Here is an 18630-nt window from a genome sequence, read left to right on the forward strand (position 1 = left end):
TACATTGTCAGGTATTGAACGATCCTAGGACTTACCCATGGACAGGAAATACCAAATAGGGGGTATGACTTTCAGGAATTTAAACCCGATTTTGCGATGATTTTTTAGCGAACTGCTTGCAGCAGTGCTTCACTATCGCTATTGAGCAGAAGTTAATCCCCAAAACCTGAAACGAGGGATTTTGGTTAATCCACATCATGGTGAATTTGTACGGTGCATAAGTCCTAGATCCTGTTGAGTAGGAATTTAATTCCTATAAGCAACAGCAAAACGTTCAACTCCTGCCAAATCAGCATGAATAGAAATATCTCTATAATTACCATTATTTTCTAATAATTCCCGTACCGTTTCCGCTTGTCCTGCCATCATTTCAATCAACCACACCCCACCAGGACGCAAATAATCAGGGGAAACTGCTATTAAATGACGAATATAGTTTAAACCATCTGCACCACCATCTAAGGCTAAATGGGGTTCATGTTTAACCACTTCTGGCTGTAAAGTTAGTACAGTATCACTGGGAATATAAGGCGGGTTTGATATCATGCCACTAAACTGACCTTTGAGGAATTCTAGGGGTTGCCACCAAGAACCTTGATAAAATTCAATCCGTTCTCTAAAACCTAAATTTTCAGCGTTGGTTTGTGCAACTCCTAAAGCTGCTGGACTAATATCTACTGCATGAATTGTAGCATTACTGAATACTTCTACTAGTCCTAGAGCGATCGCACCGCTACCAGTTCCCAAATCTGCCCACTGTCCTGCTTTGATTTCATCATTAGCGGCAGCTACAGCCAAATCAATTAATATTTCTGTTTCTGGTCGAGGAATTAAAACTGCATCAGAAACTGTGAGTTGAAATTTCCGCCAAGAGGTGATCCCAGCAATATATTGTATTGGTAAGCTGTCATTTAATCGTCTTTGCCACAAGTTTTCTAATTCTGTGAAAGACAATGAAATGGAAATTTGCTCCCAGGTTTTGAAAGTTTCTAAACGTAAGGTTAATCGGTCTAAATTAGCTATTGTTTCTAATAGCCAATCTATCTCTTTGGGAGATATATCCACTGCTATGGCAGCTTGAATTGCCGCATTTCGCCACTGCCAAAGTTCTAAACCAGAAACTATTTGATTTGGCTTTAACATAGTTAACAGGGAACAGGGAACAGGGAACAGGGAACAGGGAACTCTAACTGGGAACAGGGAACAGGGAACAGGGAACTCTTAACTGGGAACAGAAAAATTTCCTTCTGCCTCCTGCTATACTTACATTATTTTTTCTTCGGTTGGTTCTGAACGATAGAACGAATAAATTCGATTGATTCCCGTGATGGATACAACAAAATTTTGTTAACAGTCGGATCATTACTACTGTTGAGAGTATCAATTACTCCATACAAATCTACAACTTGGATTTCTGTATTTGCTGCTTCTTGGGGTTTAGCTTTTTTGAACTCTTCTAAAAGAGCTAATGCCTGTTCTTTTTCAAAGTAGAAAGGAATTAAACGTTGATTACCTTGGGGAATGGTTAAATAGCTATTTCCTTGTTTGAATTTTGGCACAAATAAGGGAATACCATTAAATTGCTGACCTTTACCGTCTTTATTAACCATATTTCTGGCTACATCAACTTGTTGTTTTGTCGGCACTAAGGTAAAAACTACATTGGAGTCTTTTTTCTTATTATTTTCTAAGACTAATTTATAGTAATCTGCTAAAGAAACAGGTCTAACCTGAATAGTGCTGGCTAACTGGGGATTTTCTTTTTTCAGTCTACCGTCTAGAAAAGTTTGAGCATCTTTTTTACTCAGAAAAAAGCCTATTTGCGAAATAGTTTTAGAGTCATTTTTTCTGGAGATGACGACAAATTCTCCTTGAGGATTGGTCAGTGTAAAAATGGGTACTTCCTGTAAGGTTTTGACTACTTGCTCCTGTGGTAGTGCCAAAGCTTGCATATTATTCATGCCTGATAGTCCTGCAAACATGACGCTACTTGCTAGACTCAGTGTTATACCCCAACGTACTAATAATTTCATGATTACTCCTTGTGTTAATTCTGTAGCCCCAGCCAAAAGTTTTACAGTCATATTATATTTCTTCGCCACGGATAAGTGATATCCTGATGTTTTGAATATCACAAATGACGGGGAAGAGGTGATGAGTTAACAATTACCCATTTAAACTTGACTCTGTAGTAGGTAAGTATAGGGTTCGTCTAGAGATTGAACGGTACTAGATTTGATGGTATCTAAATAACGTAATAAAAACTGGACTTGTTGATAATTGGGACGATAGGAAAGATTACCTTGTTTCTCAACTAGGGGAGAATTTCCTGGTTTCAAGGAAGCTATGGTTATGTAATCAGGGTTTTCTTGAGAGTGATGGGTTAACCACAGACTGTCTGAAGGTGCAGGAATTAAACCGGATGGTAGTTCACCTTCTAAGAAAGCTAATAATCGCTGTTGACAGTTGCGGGTATTTATACCACGACTTTCAAATAACTGCAAGACTTCACCAAAGGATAGAGTCCGGTTGGGTAATATTTTCAGCAATTCCGAGAACAAGAAATAGTCTGTGTATTGTTGTCTAGATATGTCTAGAATTTGGGGATGTAATGGTAACATCGCTAAACCTAATGCAACGCGGCTACAGTTAGGAGCGCCATTTTCACCGAGATATGAATCTTGAATAATTTTGGCATTGGGTAGTTTTTGCCGTAACCAACGGTTGATAGTACCAACGGAAGCTACTCCACCGCTAAGGATGGCTTGGTTAATGGCTTCGGTGGGAATACCACGAGCTACTAATAATTTATTCAGTTCTCGGTTGAGACGACGGACAAAGGGGACAAATACTTGGCTTTCTAAGTCTCGACGCTGTAATACCCAGCGCTGATCTGCTAATTCTAGGGTAAAGCTTTCTTGATGCTGGAGGATTAATTTCAAAGCTAAGGCTGCATCTAATAAGGCTTGTCCGAGCAGGGAACTTTCTAGACGTTGTTGGAAGATTATTCGCGCTTGTGTATCTGGTTCTCCTACTTTTGGTAATGTGAGTGTTTCTAAACCTAAACTAGAAAATTGCATTTGGTCTAAACCAGGAATAGAGGGTTGCCAATTCCAAGGATTAGTGTTAGCAGATTGATTATTAGATTCTCCTGGTTGAAGGGTTTGGCGCGATTTTGGTGGTAGTAGTAATTGACAAATAATATCCTGTTCCATGCCTTTGCCGGCATAGGCAAAATTGTGGAGCATGAAATGGTTATGTGTTAATTCGTCTAAATTTGCTGGTATGTCTACTAAGGACATTTCTGTGGCGATCGCCCCAATATTGATGGCGAGGGTATTACCTAATAGAGGATAATCGCTAGTTTTAAGAATTTGTAAGTTCTCATTATTGGTGATGTTGACTGGTTGACCATTAAAAGTGTCTAATTCTGGAAGTAGGGAGGCGATCGCTTCTTCAACAAAAAAGATTTGTTGAGCATGGGAAACCAGTTTACTGGTAATAATAGCTTCCCGAATATTAAAGCGATATTGTTCTGTCCAATTAGAAGGACAACTACAAATCACACCAGAGATATTTTTAATGACTGTGGAGAAATTGGCGTGATTCATTCCCAAAGCATTGGCAATTAATGCGGGTGTGGTGCTTGTTTGACTCGATCTCAATGTTAAGAGTAATTTTGAGAGCGATCGCACAACCCAAATTAATGGACCGGCACAAAATTCATTTAACTGTAACATTGGTTCCCATTTTTGCCGTTCTTGTTGGTAGGGAACTGCTATTTGTAAAAAAGGCTTTAACTGGGCTGAACATATATGGGGAACAGCCGCTTCTCCCGAATTTTTCCCCTGATTTGATGCTGAATTATTTGGCAAATAAACTTCCGCAGGTAAATGAAATGATTGCTGAAAAGTAGAACTTCCATCTTGCTGTTCTGCTGACCAATAAATTGGATAAATTACCAATTTTGACCGATTTAATAAAGCTGCAGAAATACCAGTTGTGCCAATATCAATCCCTAAATACCAAGTGGGATCTACATGATGTCTGTCCACCAAATCATTATTACCATCATGAGGAATGGAAACTTGAGAAGCGGTAATTGGTGACTGCTGATTGGTAACTGGAGACTGAGAAAAGGTTTCTTTTTTCGCTTCTATATATGTTGGAGTTGTGGAACTCGAATCTGTTTCTGGACTGGTAACTATAGTTATATTATCTGTCTGAGTTTCAGTTTTTAATTCTGGTGTGGGTAAGGGGAGAGAATTTAATGGTTGATCAAAATTAGCTAAATCTTGATCTAATTGTTGTAACTGTTGTGTATCCAAAACAATTCCAGGAATTGCCGGGCTATCATTATCTACTAACGAGCGTAGATTTTCCTCCGCCTGGGCTGGGATATAATTATCTAACTGATTCTGTAATGATTCTAATGGTACTTGTTCATCAACAGTATCAATTAATAAATCAGTTAAAACCGTAATTATATCACCACTATTCTCATCAGTTTGAATAGGTTCTAATTGATTTGGTGCTTGAGTTTCTAAGCTATTATTTATTGTTACTGGTAAATCATTTAATTGTGTATCAGTTATTATTTCATTTATATTAGTAACTGTTTTCTCATTAATTTCTGTTATCAACAAATCATTATTTAAAATTTCTGAATTACTAGATAAACTAATATCTTTACTTATGATGGTTTCATCCAATAATGATAAATTTATTGGTACAGAAATTTCTGTATTTGCATTAAAGAAACTGGCATAAAGTTCATCTACTTCATCCGTACTTTGTGCAGGTTGATATTCTTCTGACTGTGGCGGTTGTGCTAATAATTCTGTATATAATGTAATTGGTTCTATATCTAAAGGTTGACTTTCTAGAGATTGACTCTCCGGAAGTACATTTTCTGTATTGGTTGCTTCTATGATAGAACCAGGGGCGACTAAAGGTTTATTTCCAGTGGCTAAATTATTTGATTCTTCTAGTAGTGATGATGGAATAGCACGAACATTTACACTAGAAAGCACAGGTTCATTCACCAAGACTTGCTGTTGTAAATACTGGGTCAAATTATTGAGAAAATTCGCCATTAATTGCTCACCTTGCATCCCTTGATTGTGCATTTTTGCTAATGCTTGGGATAAGGATTCATAATAAGTATTAATATTCCGTTCTAAGGCTTCAAAAACAATATTGACAGTTCCATCTAGCGCGAGTAACCTTTGATCTAAGTTCCGGGCAAAATTAGTCAACTGCTCGATTTTATCTGCTGATTCCAAAATAGGTGCAATAGCAGAAGTAACAGCTTCTAAATTTTTTTGATCAGGATTAGTTGTGATACTAGTATATGATTTGAAATGGGGTACTAAACGACCCATGAGAACTTCTAAAAATTCAGCAATTATCTGATCTTGATTTGCCAATTGCTGACTTAAAGAATAGTTTTGTAGTCGCTTTTGCTCTAATTGCCTAATTTCCTGAATCAGACTGGCTCGTTCTGCTAAAAGTTTGGATAATTCTGCTTGCAATGGCTGAAGTACAAAATTGAGTTGTTCTTGTATTTGTAATGTCTGAATACTAGTTGCTTCTTGTTCCAATAAAAAAGATTGTGATGCAGAATCAACATTACTATTCTCTTTAAATTGCGTAATCAGGGCTGATAATCCTGTTTTAACAGATTGGTTAGGGATTTCCTGTAAAACTTGATTCTGGGATATTTGCTCTTCATCTAGCTTGCTTAATAACTCACGAACACGCTGCAATATTTCTTTTTCTTGTTGTCCTTGATTAGAGAGGAATTTAGAAAGACCCTTACTACTTTGAGATAGTAATTGATCAATTTCTACAATTAGTTGCTTAATTTCATTAGTATGGGGAGTCACGTTAAATTACCTTAATGAGAAATGTACATTGATTTTGAAGGGCTTGACAATTACGGAAGTTTTGATTATTAAAATTTTTACTTCACACGTATCAAAATAAATGATGTAATTGGATGTTATGGTAATCTGAATTTAATTAATGAATTTACTCATGAAGACAGGTAATAGGCAAGGGTATTCATAAAAATGACAGTGGATAAGGTTTTTTCGCCCGTAGCGTAGACCCAGAAGTGTTGAATCCTGCAATAAAACCTTACGGTGTTTGGGTTTTACCCTGGTAAAATCCCTTGTCTATTGAGAATAGAGTCATTAACTGCTCAAATTTGGTATTATCAATGCCAATGCACAACTTGGACAACATCATCAAAATCTTAACATTTAACACTTCTGTAAGATTATTCCTAATAATTCTTATTTTCTATCCTTGATCAGAAAATAAGCTCAGTGTAAACCTGGCATTTGGCAATAAGTCCTTAAATTTAGAATTATCTTGCCTTGATCCAGTGGATTTTCTGGTAATGTTGTTAAGTTTTATTGCGCTAAATCTCTGTTAAAGGCGGTTGTAATTTGATAACGTCAGTTTAAAATAACAATCTTGTGATGATGATAGCAGCTTTAATAATAAAGATGTGGTGATGGAAGAAAGACATAATTCACATAATGTGGCTCACAGATGGATGGTTTCCTCACCCTTTTTTCAAGGGTTGCCAGAATCTGGGGTCGAGAAAGCTCTCACTCATCTTGTTACCCGTACTCATCCAGCTAATCAAGTAATTTTATTGGAAAATGATTGGGGTAGTTCTGTATACTTTATTGTAGATGGCTGGGTAAAAATCCGCACTTACAATTTAGATGGTAAGGAGGTAACACTGAATATTATTGGCAAGGGAGAGTTATTTGGAGAAATGGCGGCATTAGATGAAGTCCCTCGTTCTACTGATGTAATTACTCTCACTTCTACTATGATTGCGAGTGTACCAGCCCATGATTTTCTGAATTTGCTACAAACAGAACCTTTAGCGGGGATTAGATTGGCACAGTTAATAGCTAGAAGACTGCGGCAGGTGAACAGAAGGTTACGACTACGGGAATCTAATAGTCAATCACGAGTGGCTGATACGTTACTGTTTTTAGCGGAGGGACAAGGAAAAAAAAGTAACACAGGTATGGAAATTCCTAATTTACCCCATCGGGAATTGAGCAGTTTAAGCGGACTAGCAAGAGAAACGGTGACAAGGGTACTGACAAGACTGGAAAAAAAAGGTTTGATCGTGAGAGATCAAGATCATATTCGGATTCCTGATTGGTCAGCTTTGGAAAAAACCATAGTTTAACAGAGTTGTTATGTCATTTTTCGAGCATTGCCAGAAAATTTCTGGCCTGTGCTGTGTGTTTATCTACCTCAAAACAGTGTATGTGCTTTGATTTGCAAGTCCCTAATTTAATTGTGTTGCATGAGTATTGCTGATTCCTTACCAGAAGAACCAGAGACTAATCCATCTTCTGCATCTTCTCCCCCAACCCAGTTACAGCACCAACACCTACAAGTAGAAAGCACCTTGAGGATGGTAGAAACTGCCTTTTTAGCTAGTACGGCTAGTTTAATTTGGTTTATTAATTTCTATTTTCCTTTGGGTCCAGTGTTGCAGATATTTTTCCCTATTCCCATTGCTTTGGTCTATTTGCGTTGGGGTAACCGGGCGGCCTGGATGGCGGCGGTAACTTCTGGGTTACTTTTGTCTGTGTTAATGGGGCCTGTTCGGAGTCTGTTGTTTGTTATCCCCTTTGCCTTGATGGGTGTGCTGTTAGGGGCAACTTGGTATCGTCGTGTGTCCTGGATTGTTTCTATTGTTTTAGGGACATTGCTAGGGACTGTGGGGGTGTTTTTTCGCCTGTGGTTTTTGTCTGTGTTGTCAGGGGAAGATTTATGGGTATATGTAATTAATCAGGTGACAGCGCTGATTGAATGGTTTTTTTTAAAGTTTGAGTTGTTAATGACTCCTAATTTATTATTGATTCAATTAGGAGCGATCGCTCTGGTTGTTTTGAATAATCTTATTTACTTATTTTTAGTTCACTTGACTGCTTGGTTACTTTTTGATCGTTTAGGTAATCCCATTCCCCGTCCTCCTCATTGGGTACAAGTGCTGATGGATTATGAGTAGTCAGAACTATGATTAATATTTACACACAAGTTACCCAAGGTAAAGCATGGTTAAGGCGCTATCGGGGTGCTTTACCAATATTTGCCTGTATTTTAGGATTTACAGAAACTGGGTTAATTCCGGGCATTTCGGCGGCTGGTTTGACTCCAGAGGATCGCCAATATACCGCCTGTGCTGATGCAGAATTTCTCTATTATGGTGCTAAATATCAGCCCCAATACCCCCTACCACCTCTGACTTCTGGGGCTTCTCCGGTGCTGATTTCGCGGGCAATGGTGACTGGTTTAAATATGCCTATTTACTTATTTAATGCCGGTTTACCTAAAACTCCACCTGTGCCATTAATTGATTTGGGTGGTATGCCGGCGCGGTGTTTAAGTGCAGGGGCGGCTATGGATATAGATATGGTTAAATATTTACTAAAACAAGGATTACGCTGGGGTTCTAAATTAAGTTCTCAAGTTTCTACTGGAGGATATGTAATTTTAAGTGAGTGTGTTGTTGGTGGGACAACAACGGCTTTAGCGGTGTTAACAGCGTTGGGAATTGATGCTGTTGGTAAGGTTAACAGTAGCCATCCTGTGTGTAATCATCAACAAAAATGGGATCTGGTGCAAGCTGGTCTGGCAAAAATGCCTTTGTCTGCTGATCCTTTAAAAATTGTGGCTGCGGTAGGTGATCCCATGCAGGTGGCGGTGGCGGGAATGGCGATCGCTGCCAGTCGAAATTGTGGGGTATTATTAGGTGGAGGCACGCAAATGTTGGCAGTTTATGCTCTGATTCAAGCGATCGCACACACCTATTCTTTACCTTGGCAACCAGCAGAAATTGTCATCGGTACAACCCGTTGGGTAGCTGAAGATCCTACTGGTGCAACAGTTAATTTAGCCCAAATTCTAGGCGAAAATAGCCTCCCTTCCTTATTAGCCACACAATTAAGTTTTGCTAATTCCCAATATCCCCAACTTCAAGCCTATGAACAGGGTTTTGTTAAAGAAGGTGTAGGTGCCGGTGCAGCTTGCATTGCTGCCTGTTTAAGTCAAGATTGGCGGCAAAATCAACTTCTAGCAGCTATTGAATCTCAAATCGCAGAAATTAGCAGTAATTAATAAACCCGCTGTCTGACTAACTGTTCTTCTAAGGCTGCGATTCGATGATAGGCCGCAGTCAATTGAGTTGTTAGCCGTTGAATTTGAATTTCAGGTGTTACTTGTCTATTTCTGCTCTGATAGTTCATTTCTGAATAAACCAAACCATCTATCAAAACATCTTCATGTTCCAATGTTTCACTAATATTTACATCTTCTATTAACTTATAGGCTGGCTGATTGTTGTCCAAATAACCTTCTATTGGTGGTAATTTTTCCGCAGATGAATCTGACAATGCTTCAGATAACCTAATATCTAACCTTTCAATCACTGAGTAGATGGCATCTACCTTATCGCTTAAGACTAGGATTTGTTTTTCTAATGATTCCATTTAATACCTGCATCGGAAAATATTTCTTCTATGTTATTCACTTTACTGACGATTTTAGATATACTTATGGATTATTTAATTTTTCATAGCTTTTTGACTATTCTTAGACTAAACTTTTATCCATAGAGATAAATCAATCATATTGATAAGCTAAACTGGGGGATATTTCATACTTCTACCGGATTTATTCCCAAAACAAAATATTTATGTCTACTATTCAACGGACTTAAGCTGTAAAAGCCTATCGAGATAGTTTGAGAACAAAATAATTTTTAGATAGTTCTATTCACCTACCATACCATCAATGCAGCGACGTTCTTTTTTATTAGGTACAAGTACCTTAGCCATTAGTCAAATCATTACTGGATGCGGAACTAATCAGCAACCACCTTTAAGTATACAGTTATTAAAAGATTCCATACCAGGCCAAGTAGTGAATCAGTTTCGCAAAACTGTCACCGCAGGAGGAAAGTTGAAATTTACCCCTATTAATCAACTTGAGGAATTATTCAAATTATTACAAACTTGGCAGAAACCAGCAAATAATCAACAAGAATGGACTCGTTTTTTACCATTCAATCAAAATCAAAAATCTTCTCCCGCAAATTTAGTTACGTTGGGTGATTATTGGTTACAAGCAGCAATTAATCAAAAACTCATTCAACCCCTAGAAACTACAAATATTAAAAATCTAGGTAAATTACATGAAAAATGGCAAGAAATAGTTAAACGTGATCAACAAGGGAAAATCTGGGGTGTTCCTTATCGTTGGGGGAATACAGTGATTGTTTATAATCAGGAAAAATTTCAACAATTAGGTTGGAAACCAACAGATTGGAGTGATTTATGGCGCAGTGAATTACAAAATCGGATTTCTTTACTTAATCATCCTAGAGAAGTTATTGGTTTGGTTTTAAAGAAATTAGGTAAATCTTATAATACGGAAAATATTAACCAAATTTCTGATTTAGAAACCCAATTACAAGCATTAAATCAACAAGTTAAATTTTATAATTCTACCAATTATCTAGAACCTTTAATTATTGGCGATACTTGGTTAGCTGTCGGTTGGTCTAATGATATAATTCCCCTGATCAATAGTAATAAGAAATTTGCCGCTGTTGTTCCCATTTCAGGAACAGCAATTTGGGCAGATTTATGGGTTAGTCCCACAGGCGTTAGTAATGATAATTTAACATATCAATGGTTAGATTTTTGTTTACAACCAAATATATCTAAACAAATTGCCTTGTTAACTAAAACTAATTCTCCCATTGACAATAATATAGGAGTGGGAGATATTCAGTCCCAGTTACAAAATTTGTTAATAACTAATCCAGAAGTTTTTGCCAAAAGTGAGTTTTTGCTTCCCTTACCAGTAAAAACTATGCAACAGTATGAAGATTTATTTAGTAGAATAAATATAAATAAATCCCCGATTTCTTTAAGAAATAGAGGATAAAATGTTATTGAATTACCAGTATTAAATTAACGTGAATTCGACTAGCCTCACCCCGCAAGGGGAGATGTTTACCAGGGGTTAAACATTATTGGTCGAATTCACGTTAAATTAAACAGTAGCTAACTCTGGTGTAGGACGCTTGCTGTTGCGAATATTCTTGATCGCCTCAGCGTAGTCGGGCGCATTAAACACAGCAGAACCAGCTACAATGGCATTAGCACCGGCTTCTAAAACTTGCCAGGTGTTATTAGCTTTCAGTCCTCCATCAACTTCAATCCAAGGATTTAAACCGCGTTCATCACACATTTGACGCAGTTGGCGAATTTTGGGAACTACGCTAGGAATAAAGCTTTGTCCACCGAAACCTGGGTTAACGCTCATAATTAGGACTAAATCACATAGTTCCAGTACATACTCAATTAATTCTAAAGGTGTACCGGGGTTTAAAACCACTCCAGCTTGTTTACCGAGTTCTTTGATTTGTCCTAAAGTTCGGTGTAAGTGAGGGGAAGCGTTATGTTCCGCATGGACAGAAATTATATCAGCCCCAGCTTTTGCAAAACCTTCTACATACTTTTCAGGTTCTACAATCATCAAATGGACATCTAAAGGTTTAGTTGTAATTGGACGAATCGCCTCCACAACCAGAGGACCTATTGTAATATTAGGTACAAAACGTCCATCCATTACATCAACGTGAATCCAATCTGCTCCCGCTTTGTCCACAGCGCGAATATCGTCACCCAGACGACTAAAATCGGCTGATAGGATAGATGGAGCAATAACTATAGGCTTTTGAAGTGAATTTTGGGTCATGGCTAGTGGATTTTTAAGCTTTTCGTCTGTAAGTATTGTAACAAAATATGGAGAAAATTATTAAAAATTAATTCAAAATTCAAATTTTCCAGAAAACTGCTTTCTTGTAACTTACCCACAATTGGAGGCAACGTAGAAATAATTCACTATTTCCTATTCCCTGTCACCTATTCCCCCAAAATATGAACAAACACTGCCTAATTTTCTGGAGTTTAGGATTTTCTTGCTTGACTTTACCTGCTGTTGCTGGGGTGAAGTTAGCAAATTTTTTAGGTGCTAATGGTATTAATGCGCTTGGTCTAAATCAATCTCCATATAATTTGACTGGGCGCAAAATTGCTATTGGTCAGGTAGAAATTGGTCGTCCGGGGATGTTTGGCTTAGATAAAGCAGTATCTAAAAATCGTGCTGTATCTCCATTTGCAGTGTTTTCACGCAATGTTCCCGCTAAGTCAAATATTAATGTCGACCCCCATGCTTATAATGTGGCTGGGGTAATGGTGAGTCAAGATAAGGCTTTTCCTGGTGTTGCACCTAACGCGCGACTATATTCTTCTGCTGTGGGATCTGTCAAAAAAATCGGTCAACCAGAGGAGTGTTTGTCAGCACAACATATTGCTTTACAAAATGGTGGTGATGTGCGGGCGATTAATTTTAGTTTTGGTGAACCCCTGGAACGTGATCCTCGACCAGAAGCTATTTTAGATGGTAATGCTTTACTAACATTATGTATTGACTGGTCTAGTCGTGTTCATGATGTTGTATATTCAATTGCTGGTAATCAAGGCAAAGGCGGGATTCCCATTCCTACAGACAATTTTAACGCAATTAATGTGGCTTTTTCTTCTGAACGAGAGGGAATTTTTAATAAAGTTCATGTTTCTAATTTAGCGAGTATTAATCAAGGTATAGAAAATCTCTTGCTTGGAAAAGAATTTAATATTGGTGGCAGAAGAGCAATTAATATAGTTGCACCTGGTACTAATATTCCTTTACTTAATCCTGATGGTAAGTTAAATAAATCTACAGGTACGAGTTTTGCTGCACCACAAGTTACTGCCACGGTAGCATTATTACAGGAATTTGTGGATAGACAATTGCGAAGGAAACAAGTAAATTGGACTATTGATGCTCGTCGTCATCAAGTAATGAAAGCAATATTACTCAATTCAGCCGACAAAATTAAAGATAGTGGTGATGGTTTACGGTTGGGAATGACAAGGACTTTAATTGATAAACAAAATCAAGATTGGTTAGCTTCTGATGCTTATAAAAATAGCCTAATTCCCCTAGATGCTCAAATGGGAACAGGTCACCTAAATGCTTTTCGAGCTTATCAACAATTAAATGCTGGTCAATGGAAATCTACTACACCAGTTCCGCCCATTGGTTGGGATTATGGTACTATTAATGCTAATTCTATTCAAGAATATATTTTAGCAAGGAGTTTGAAACAAAATAGTTTTGTCGCTATTACCTTAAATTGGGATCGTTTAGTGGAGTTGGATGATAAAAATAATAATCAAGAATATGATCTTGATGAAACATTTATCAACAAGGGGTTAAATAATCTTGATATTTATTTAGTTAAGGACAATGGCAAAAATAATCAAGTTGTTCTTTGTCAATCTGTGAGTGAAATTGATAGTGTGGAACATATTTTTTGCCCAGTTCCCACTAACGGTAATTATAAAATCCGGGTGCAATTTCAGAAACAGGTTAATGAAGCTAGTCAACCTTATGCTTTAGCTTGGTGGACTGTAGGTGAAAGGTAATAGGCAACTTGATTTATTTTAGCAATACCACTCAAAATAATTTTTCAGTGGGATAAAGCTTTCCTAGTTTCATAAAGTACAAAATTATCCACATTTATCTGAGGTTATCTGCGTTTAATTATTAAATAGTGGCTTTAAACGTTTATAAAGACGTTCCGGCGGAACGTCTCTACCCTCTTTACTGGAGATGTCTAATGATAATTATGTATATTGAGCAGATATGTAGCTACTCAATCTTAAGTATAGGATTTTATATAGGTATATGGTTACTCTATACCTAGCCAAGGAGAAAACTTATAAAGAAATTGTTAAAAAGTTTAGTACAATGACATCATCAACCAATAAGTATTTTTTCCTATTGACATGATGGCGGATCACTTTCCTTGGCTTACCGCGATTGTCCTATTTCCCCTCCTAGCATCCTTTCTGATTCCTGTATTGCCTGATAAAGATGGCAAACTTGTGCGCTGGTATGCACTGGGTGTAGGTCTGGCTGACTTTATTTTGATGTGTTATGCCTTTTGGCGGCATTACGATGCTACTAACACCAGTTTTCAACTTGTCGAAAATTATGTCTGGATGCCTCCTTTAGCCTTAAACTGGGCTGTTTCCGTTGATGGTATTTCAGCACCCCTGGTACTTTTGGCCGGTTTTGTTACTACCCTAGCAATTTTTTCGGCTTGGCAAGTTGATCGCAGACCAAAGTTTTTCTATTTTCTGATGCTTGTGTTGTATTCTGCACAGGTCGGCGTATTTGTTGCCCAAGACTTGCTGTTATTTTTCATTATGTGGGAAGTTGAACTAATTCCCGTATACTTACTAGTCTCTATTTGGGGTGGACAGCGACGGCGCTATGCAGCGACAAAGTTTTTGATTTATACCGCAGCAGCATCTATATTTATACTGATAGCAGCCCTAGCACTAGGTCTAAATGGCGGCACAAATTTAACTTTTGATATTGCACAACTGGCACATAGAGAATATCCTCTAGCTTTGCAACTTGTACTATATGCAGGTTTGTTAATTGCCTTTGGCGTAAAATTGGCTATTTTCCCCTTCCATACTTGGCTACCTGATGCCCACGGAGAAGCATCTTCTCCCGTATCTATGATTTTGGCAGGTGTGTTATTGAAAATGGGTGGATATGGGTTAATTCGCCTAAATATGGAACTTCTGCCCGATGCCCATATTTATTTTGCCCCGGTTCTAGCTATTCTGGGTGTTGTCAATATTATCTATGGTGCTTTAAATTCCTTTGCCCAAACGAATATGAAACGGCGTTTGGCTAACTCTTCAATTTCTCACATGGGTTTTGTACTATTAGGAATAGCATCTTTTACAGATTTGGGTATCAATGGCTCAATGTTGCAAATGATATCCCATGGTTTAATTGCTTCGGTGTTATTCTTCCTGGCGGGTGTCACTTACGATCGCTCCCATACAATGGTAATGTCAGATATGGGCGGTATTGGTCAAGCCATGCCAAAAGTATTTGCTCTATTTACAATGGGAGCAATGGCATCTTTAGCTTTACCGGGAATGAGTGGTTTTGTTGGTGAACTTTCGGTTTTTGTCGGTGTTACCAGTAGCGATGTTTACACTTCCACATTCTGCACCGTCACAGTTTGTCTAGCTGCTGTAGGTGTTATTCTCACACCTATCTATCTCCTTTCCATGCTGCGTCAAGTATTTTATGGTTCTGATGCTGCTTTGATCTGTGATATTAATAACAGCAGTTATGAAAATCAGGAAGATGAAGGAACGGCTTGTTTTGGTACTGATTGTCTGTTGCCCGGCCAATCCCTTTATACTGATGCCAGACCCCGTGAAGTATTTATTGCCGCTTCTTTTCTCGTTCTCATTATAGGCATTGGTTTATATCCCAAGGTGGCTATGCAAATGTACGACGCAAAAACTGTAGCTATCAATGCTAAAGTTCGTCAATCTTACACTATCATTTCCCAAAGCAATCCTAGCATTTATGGCTATGGATTTTTAAATCACCAAGTTGCCAGAACTGAATTAACACCTGTTTTAGGGACGTTAAAATAGAAGAGTACAGATCCCCTGTTTGAGAAATTGGGGATCTAATTTTTCACATTCAATGAGAGTAGAAGCCGTGATAGCAAACTCAGCTAATCAATTAACCTCAGTTTTTCGTCTGTCTCCCCTAATTCGGATTACACTGTTAAGTCTATATTTAGCTTTGACAGTACCTTTACCTTTTTTGGCGAAGGTAACAGCCGCACCTATTCCACCATTATTTTTATGGGTGGGGATTTGTTGCGGCTTTGTTTTGTTATATGCAATTTTGACTGAAAGAGTTATCTTGGATGAAGAAGGGATTAAAGTCACTTACCCTGTTTGGGTTCCCCGGTTTTTCCGTCCTGGTTGGAGTTTATCTTGGTCAGAAGTAAAAGCACTAAAACCGCGCACTACTGGTCAAGGCGGGTTAGTCTATTATTTCCTGAGTCAAGATGGCAAAGCTTATTTATTGCCCATGCGTGTCTCTGGATTTGCTAAGTTTATCAATATTGTCCAAGCAAAAACAGGTATTGACACCACAGATGTTCGTCCCTTCTCACAACCTTGGATGTATATAATTTTATTAGGTTGTACTATACTATTACTTTTGGTAGATGCCTGGACTATTCAAACTGCTTTGGTAATTGGTAATTGGTAAGCATCTTCTCCCTACTCCCCTGCTCTCTTCCTTATGCTCAGGCTAGAATCTGTTAATCTCTGTAGACGATTACAGCATCAACAGCAACACCCGATTTTACAGGATATTTCCTTTGGGGTATCACCTGGCGATCGCTCGGCTATTGTTGGCGAAACTGGTGCTGGGAAAACTTTCTTATTACGCCTCATTAACCGTCTCAGTGAACCCACTAGCGGCAAAATGTATTTCCAAAATCAGGAATATCGTCAAATTCCCGTGATCCAACTGCGTCAACAGGTGATGCTTGTACAACAAGAATCTAAGCTGTTAGGGATGACAGTTGGCGAAGCCTTGGCTTATCCTTTAATTCTGCGTCGTTTACCTAAGCAAACTATTCAGGAAAAAGTCAGTTATTGGCAAGAACAACTGCAAATTCCTGAACAATGGTTAGGACGAACTGAGGTACAACTTTCTGCTGGACAAAGACAGTTAATTGCGATCGCTCGCGCCCTAGTCACCCAACCCCAGATTTTACTCTTAGATGAGCCTACATCAGCCTTAGACGCTGCCACATCTACTCACTTAATCAACATCCTCAAACAACTAACTCAAACCCAATCTACGGCGATTTTGATGGTCAATCGGCACATTGATTTAGTTCAAGAGTTTTGTACCCATCTCTTACATCTTCAGCAAGGTCAATTACTGGTAAATCAACCTGCCTCTGATATAGATTGGGACAAATTAGCATCTAGCCTCATGCAAGCAGAAACTCAAGTAATAGCAGAATGGACTTGATTAACTCTGAATTAACCCCTGTTCATCTTGCTTTTTGCATCTTGTCTTGTTCCCTGTTCCCTTGAATTAAGAACTTTGAGTAGTTAATACAGGCAGTTGATTACTAAATCGCTCCCTTGGTAATTTAGTTTGTGTTTGGGGAATGTTGGCATTCAAAATTTCCATGTTAAATCTGTATCCAACATTGCGGATAGTTTGAATTAAGCTAGGTTGACGTGGATCAAGTTCCACCTTCTTCCGCAGGGACAAAACATGGGTGTCAATCGTACGGGGGTTATCAATAGCGTCAGGCCAAGCACGACGCAATAATTCCGATCTACTTAAAGGCGCTCCTCCAGCTTGTGCTAAAACATATAACAAGCTGAATTCCTGGGGTGTGAGGTCAATAAATTCTCCCTGGAAGCGAACACGTCGCTGGACTAAATCAATTTGCAAACTGCCATAATCTAAATAAGCTGGTGCAGTAGGTGTCCGGTTACGGCGGATAATTGCCTCAACTCTAGCTAAAAATTCTTGCATTCCAAAAGGTTTGCTTAAATAGTCATCCGCTCCCGCTTTTAAACCTGTCACAATATCAGCTTCATTAGTGCGAGCAGATAACATGAGAATTAATGGCTGTTGCTGACGATGTAACCAGCGACAAAACTCCACACCATCACCATCTGATAAATCCGCATCTAGAATGACTAGGGTGGGTTGATGGCTGAGGAAAACTTCTTTTGCTTGATAAATACTGGCAGCTTGATGAACTCGGTATTCTAGTTGTTGCAAGTGCCAACCCAACAACGACCTCAGATGGGGATTCCCCTCAACGATTTCAATACAAACCGATCCCACAGTGGCAAGACCCCTTAGCGTTGATGAATTTCAAATTAACAATCTCATGGTTAAGGTTTTGTAGTTGTTGCTACTTCAATGGCCATATTCTTCATACTTACCTCAAGAAAATCTTGCAAAAAATTTATTTTCTATCCTGTTTATAGCAAAGCCAGCCACTTTATTAAATTTTCCTTATATTTCTCTCAATCTTCTCTTAAGTTATTCAGGAACTACTTGAGGACAATTCACTGTTGACTGTTAACTATTCTCCCGTTCTCATCCGTAGCTGATTGATTAACATCTATTTAAAGTTTATTTATGGTGATTTGTCCTACTCCTGAAGAGATATGGTAAACTGAGATCACAATCATCAACCAAAAGGAGTAGCATAAAAATCACACTTGACTACCACCGCAAGTAGATACCATTTGTTATCTATGGCTATGGCAGCTAATAGTTTTTCAAAACTTAATTATACAGATTTATGTGCTAATAACTAAATTTGTATTGCTAAACAACAACGCTAAAAAGTTGGAATTACAACAAATTACTTCCGTGGTTGTGAATATTCACAATTAACCCATTGATAAAAAAACGTAAAAATAACTGACCAAATCTCCATATTTCCGATTTTTTGGCTTAGGATGCAATTAAGTTTTTAGCTGCTGGGGGGTCTCACCCAAGGTGAAATTATTAACTTATTAAGTTAATACATAAGTAAAGAAGTGATACTTCAATTTAGCGTGAATCTTCATCTACAATCTT

At 38.2% G+C, this 18630-nt stretch carries 14 protein-coding genes; 8 read left to right on the plus strand and 6 right to left on the minus strand.

Annotation, left to right across the window (positions count from 1 at the left end; genetic code table 11):
• Positions 1-246 precede the first annotated feature (246 nt).
• The 3 genes from prmC to CUN59_RS06440 all read right to left on the minus strand — a co-directional run bounded on the left by prmC (position 247) and on the right by CUN59_RS06440 (position 5888).
• The gene (gene prmC / locus CUN59_RS06430; protein ID WP_104387060.1) at positions 247-1143 is read right to left on the minus strand and encodes a peptide chain release factor N(5)-glutamine methyltransferase; all 897 of its coding nucleotides are present in this window, start codon (positions 1141-1143) and stop codon (positions 247-249) included.
• 125 nt (positions 1144-1268) lie between these two features.
• Positions 1269-2084, minus strand: coding sequence for a Tic22 family protein (locus tag CUN59_RS06435; RefSeq protein ID WP_104387061.1), 816 nt, complete (start codon positions 2082-2084; stop codon positions 1269-1271).
• A gap of 90 nt (positions 2085-2174) precedes the next feature.
• Positions 2175-5888 (minus strand): hypothetical protein, encoded by a 3714-nt coding sequence (locus CUN59_RS06440; RefSeq protein WP_104387062.1) that lies wholly within the window; start codon positions 5886-5888, stop codon positions 2175-2177.
• Between the two features lie 635 nt (positions 5889-6523).
• On the opposite strand from CUN59_RS06440, the gene CUN59_RS06445 reads away from it, so the two are divergent.
• From CUN59_RS06445 to cobT, 3 genes are all read left to right on the plus strand, one after another.
• Entirely contained in the window at positions 6524-7222 is a 699-nt protein-coding gene (locus CUN59_RS06445; protein WP_104387063.1) for a Crp/Fnr family transcriptional regulator, read from the plus strand.
• 120 nt (positions 7223-7342) lie between these two features.
• Positions 7343-8053, plus strand: a complete 711-nt coding sequence (locus tag CUN59_RS06450) for a DUF2232 domain-containing protein (RefSeq protein WP_104387064.1) — start codon at positions 7343-7345, stop codon at positions 8051-8053.
• 8 nt (positions 8054-8061) lie between these two features.
• Positions 8062-9162, plus strand: coding sequence for a nicotinate mononucleotide-dependent phosphoribosyltransferase CobT (gene cobT / locus CUN59_RS06455; RefSeq protein WP_104387065.1), 1101 nt, complete (start codon positions 8062-8064; stop codon positions 9160-9162).
• Here cobT and CUN59_RS06460 read toward each other — a convergent pair.
• A complete protein-coding gene (locus tag CUN59_RS06460; protein ID WP_104387066.1) occupies positions 9159-9533 on the minus strand; it encodes a hypothetical protein in 375 nt (124 codons plus the stop codon). The genes cobT and CUN59_RS06460 overlap by 4 nt on opposite strands.
• A 304-nt stretch (positions 9534-9837) precedes the next feature.
• On the opposite strand from CUN59_RS06460, the gene CUN59_RS06465 reads away from it, so the two are divergent.
• Complete coding sequence (locus CUN59_RS06465; protein WP_104387067.1) at positions 9838-10995, plus strand: extracellular solute-binding protein; 1158 nt, start codon at positions 9838-9840, stop codon at positions 10993-10995.
• A 108-nt stretch (positions 10996-11103) separates the two neighbouring features.
• On the opposite strand, the gene rpe is transcribed toward CUN59_RS06465, so the two are convergent.
• The gene (rpe, locus tag CUN59_RS06470) at positions 11104-11811 is read right to left on the minus strand and encodes a ribulose-phosphate 3-epimerase (protein WP_104387068.1); all 708 of its coding nucleotides are present in this window, start codon (positions 11809-11811) and stop codon (positions 11104-11106) included.
• 182 nt (positions 11812-11993) lie between these two features.
• On the opposite strand from rpe, the gene CUN59_RS06475 reads away from it, so the two are divergent.
• The 4 genes from CUN59_RS06475 (at position 11994) to CUN59_RS06490 (ending at position 17046) form a co-directional block, all read left to right on the plus strand.
• Positions 11994-13586 (plus strand): S8 family serine peptidase, encoded by a 1593-nt coding sequence (locus CUN59_RS06475; RefSeq protein WP_104387069.1) that lies wholly within the window; start codon positions 11994-11996, stop codon positions 13584-13586.
• Positions 13587-13949: 363 nt separating this feature from the next.
• On the plus strand, positions 13950-15638 hold the full coding sequence (locus CUN59_RS06480) for an NAD(P)H-quinone oxidoreductase subunit 4 (protein ID WP_104387070.1): 1689 nt from the start codon (positions 13950-13952) through the stop codon (positions 15636-15638).
• A gap of 52 nt (positions 15639-15690) precedes the next feature.
• Positions 15691-16269, plus strand: coding sequence for a hypothetical protein (locus CUN59_RS06485; RefSeq protein ID WP_104387071.1), 579 nt, complete (start codon positions 15691-15693; stop codon positions 16267-16269).
• Positions 16270-16302: 33 nt separating this feature from the next.
• On the plus strand, positions 16303-17046 hold the full coding sequence (locus CUN59_RS06490; protein ID WP_104387072.1) for an ABC transporter ATP-binding protein: 744 nt from the start codon (positions 16303-16305) through the stop codon (positions 17044-17046).
• 66 nt (positions 17047-17112) lie between these two features.
• Here the strand turns inward: CUN59_RS06490 and CUN59_RS06495 are convergent, their stop codons facing one another.
• Complete coding sequence (locus tag CUN59_RS06495; RefSeq protein ID WP_104387073.1) at positions 17113-17883, minus strand: response regulator transcription factor; 771 nt, start codon at positions 17881-17883, stop codon at positions 17113-17115.
• Positions 17884-18630 lie beyond the last annotated feature (747 nt).

It is taken from the genome of Cuspidothrix issatschenkoi CHARLIE-1, from assembly GCF_002934005.1.
Classification (GTDB): Bacteria; Cyanobacteriota; Cyanobacteriia; order Cyanobacteriales; family Nostocaceae; genus Cuspidothrix; species Cuspidothrix issatschenkoi.

Excerpts from the sequence above, each read along its gene's own strand:
- CUN59_RS06490 (WP_104387072.1), top strand. The coding sequence starts at position 16,303 with ATGCTCAGGCTAGAATCTGTTAATCTCTGTAGACGATTACAGCATCAA.
- rpe (WP_104387068.1), bottom strand. The coding sequence starts at position 11,811 with ATGACCCAAAATTCACTTCAAAAGCCTATAGTTATTGCTCCATCTATC.
- CUN59_RS06475 (WP_104387069.1), top strand. The coding sequence starts at position 11,994 with ATGAACAAACACTGCCTAATTTTCTGGAGTTTAGGATTTTCTTGCTTG.
- CUN59_RS06460 (WP_104387066.1), bottom strand. The coding sequence starts at position 9,533 with ATGGAATCATTAGAAAAACAAATCCTAGTCTTAAGCGATAAGGTAGAT.
- CUN59_RS06485 (WP_104387071.1), top strand. The coding sequence starts at position 15,691 with ATGAGAGTAGAAGCCGTGATAGCAAACTCAGCTAATCAATTAACCTCA.
- CUN59_RS06465 (WP_104387067.1), top strand. The coding sequence starts at position 9,838 with ATGCAGCGACGTTCTTTTTTATTAGGTACAAGTACCTTAGCCATTAGT.
- cobT (WP_104387065.1), top strand. The coding sequence starts at position 8,062 with ATGATTAATATTTACACACAAGTTACCCAAGGTAAAGCATGGTTAAGG.
- CUN59_RS06480 (WP_104387070.1), top strand. The coding sequence starts at position 13,950 with ATGATGGCGGATCACTTTCCTTGGCTTACCGCGATTGTCCTATTTCCC.
- CUN59_RS06450 (WP_104387064.1), top strand. The coding sequence starts at position 7,343 with ATGAGTATTGCTGATTCCTTACCAGAAGAACCAGAGACTAATCCATCT.
- prmC (WP_104387060.1), bottom strand. The coding sequence starts at position 1,143 with ATGTTAAAGCCAAATCAAATAGTTTCTGGTTTAGAACTTTGGCAGTGG.
- CUN59_RS06435 (WP_104387061.1), bottom strand. The coding sequence starts at position 2,084 with ATGACTGTAAAACTTTTGGCTGGGGCTACAGAATTAACACAAGGAGTA.
- CUN59_RS06445 (WP_104387063.1), top strand. The coding sequence starts at position 6,524 with ATGGAAGAAAGACATAATTCACATAATGTGGCTCACAGATGGATGGTT.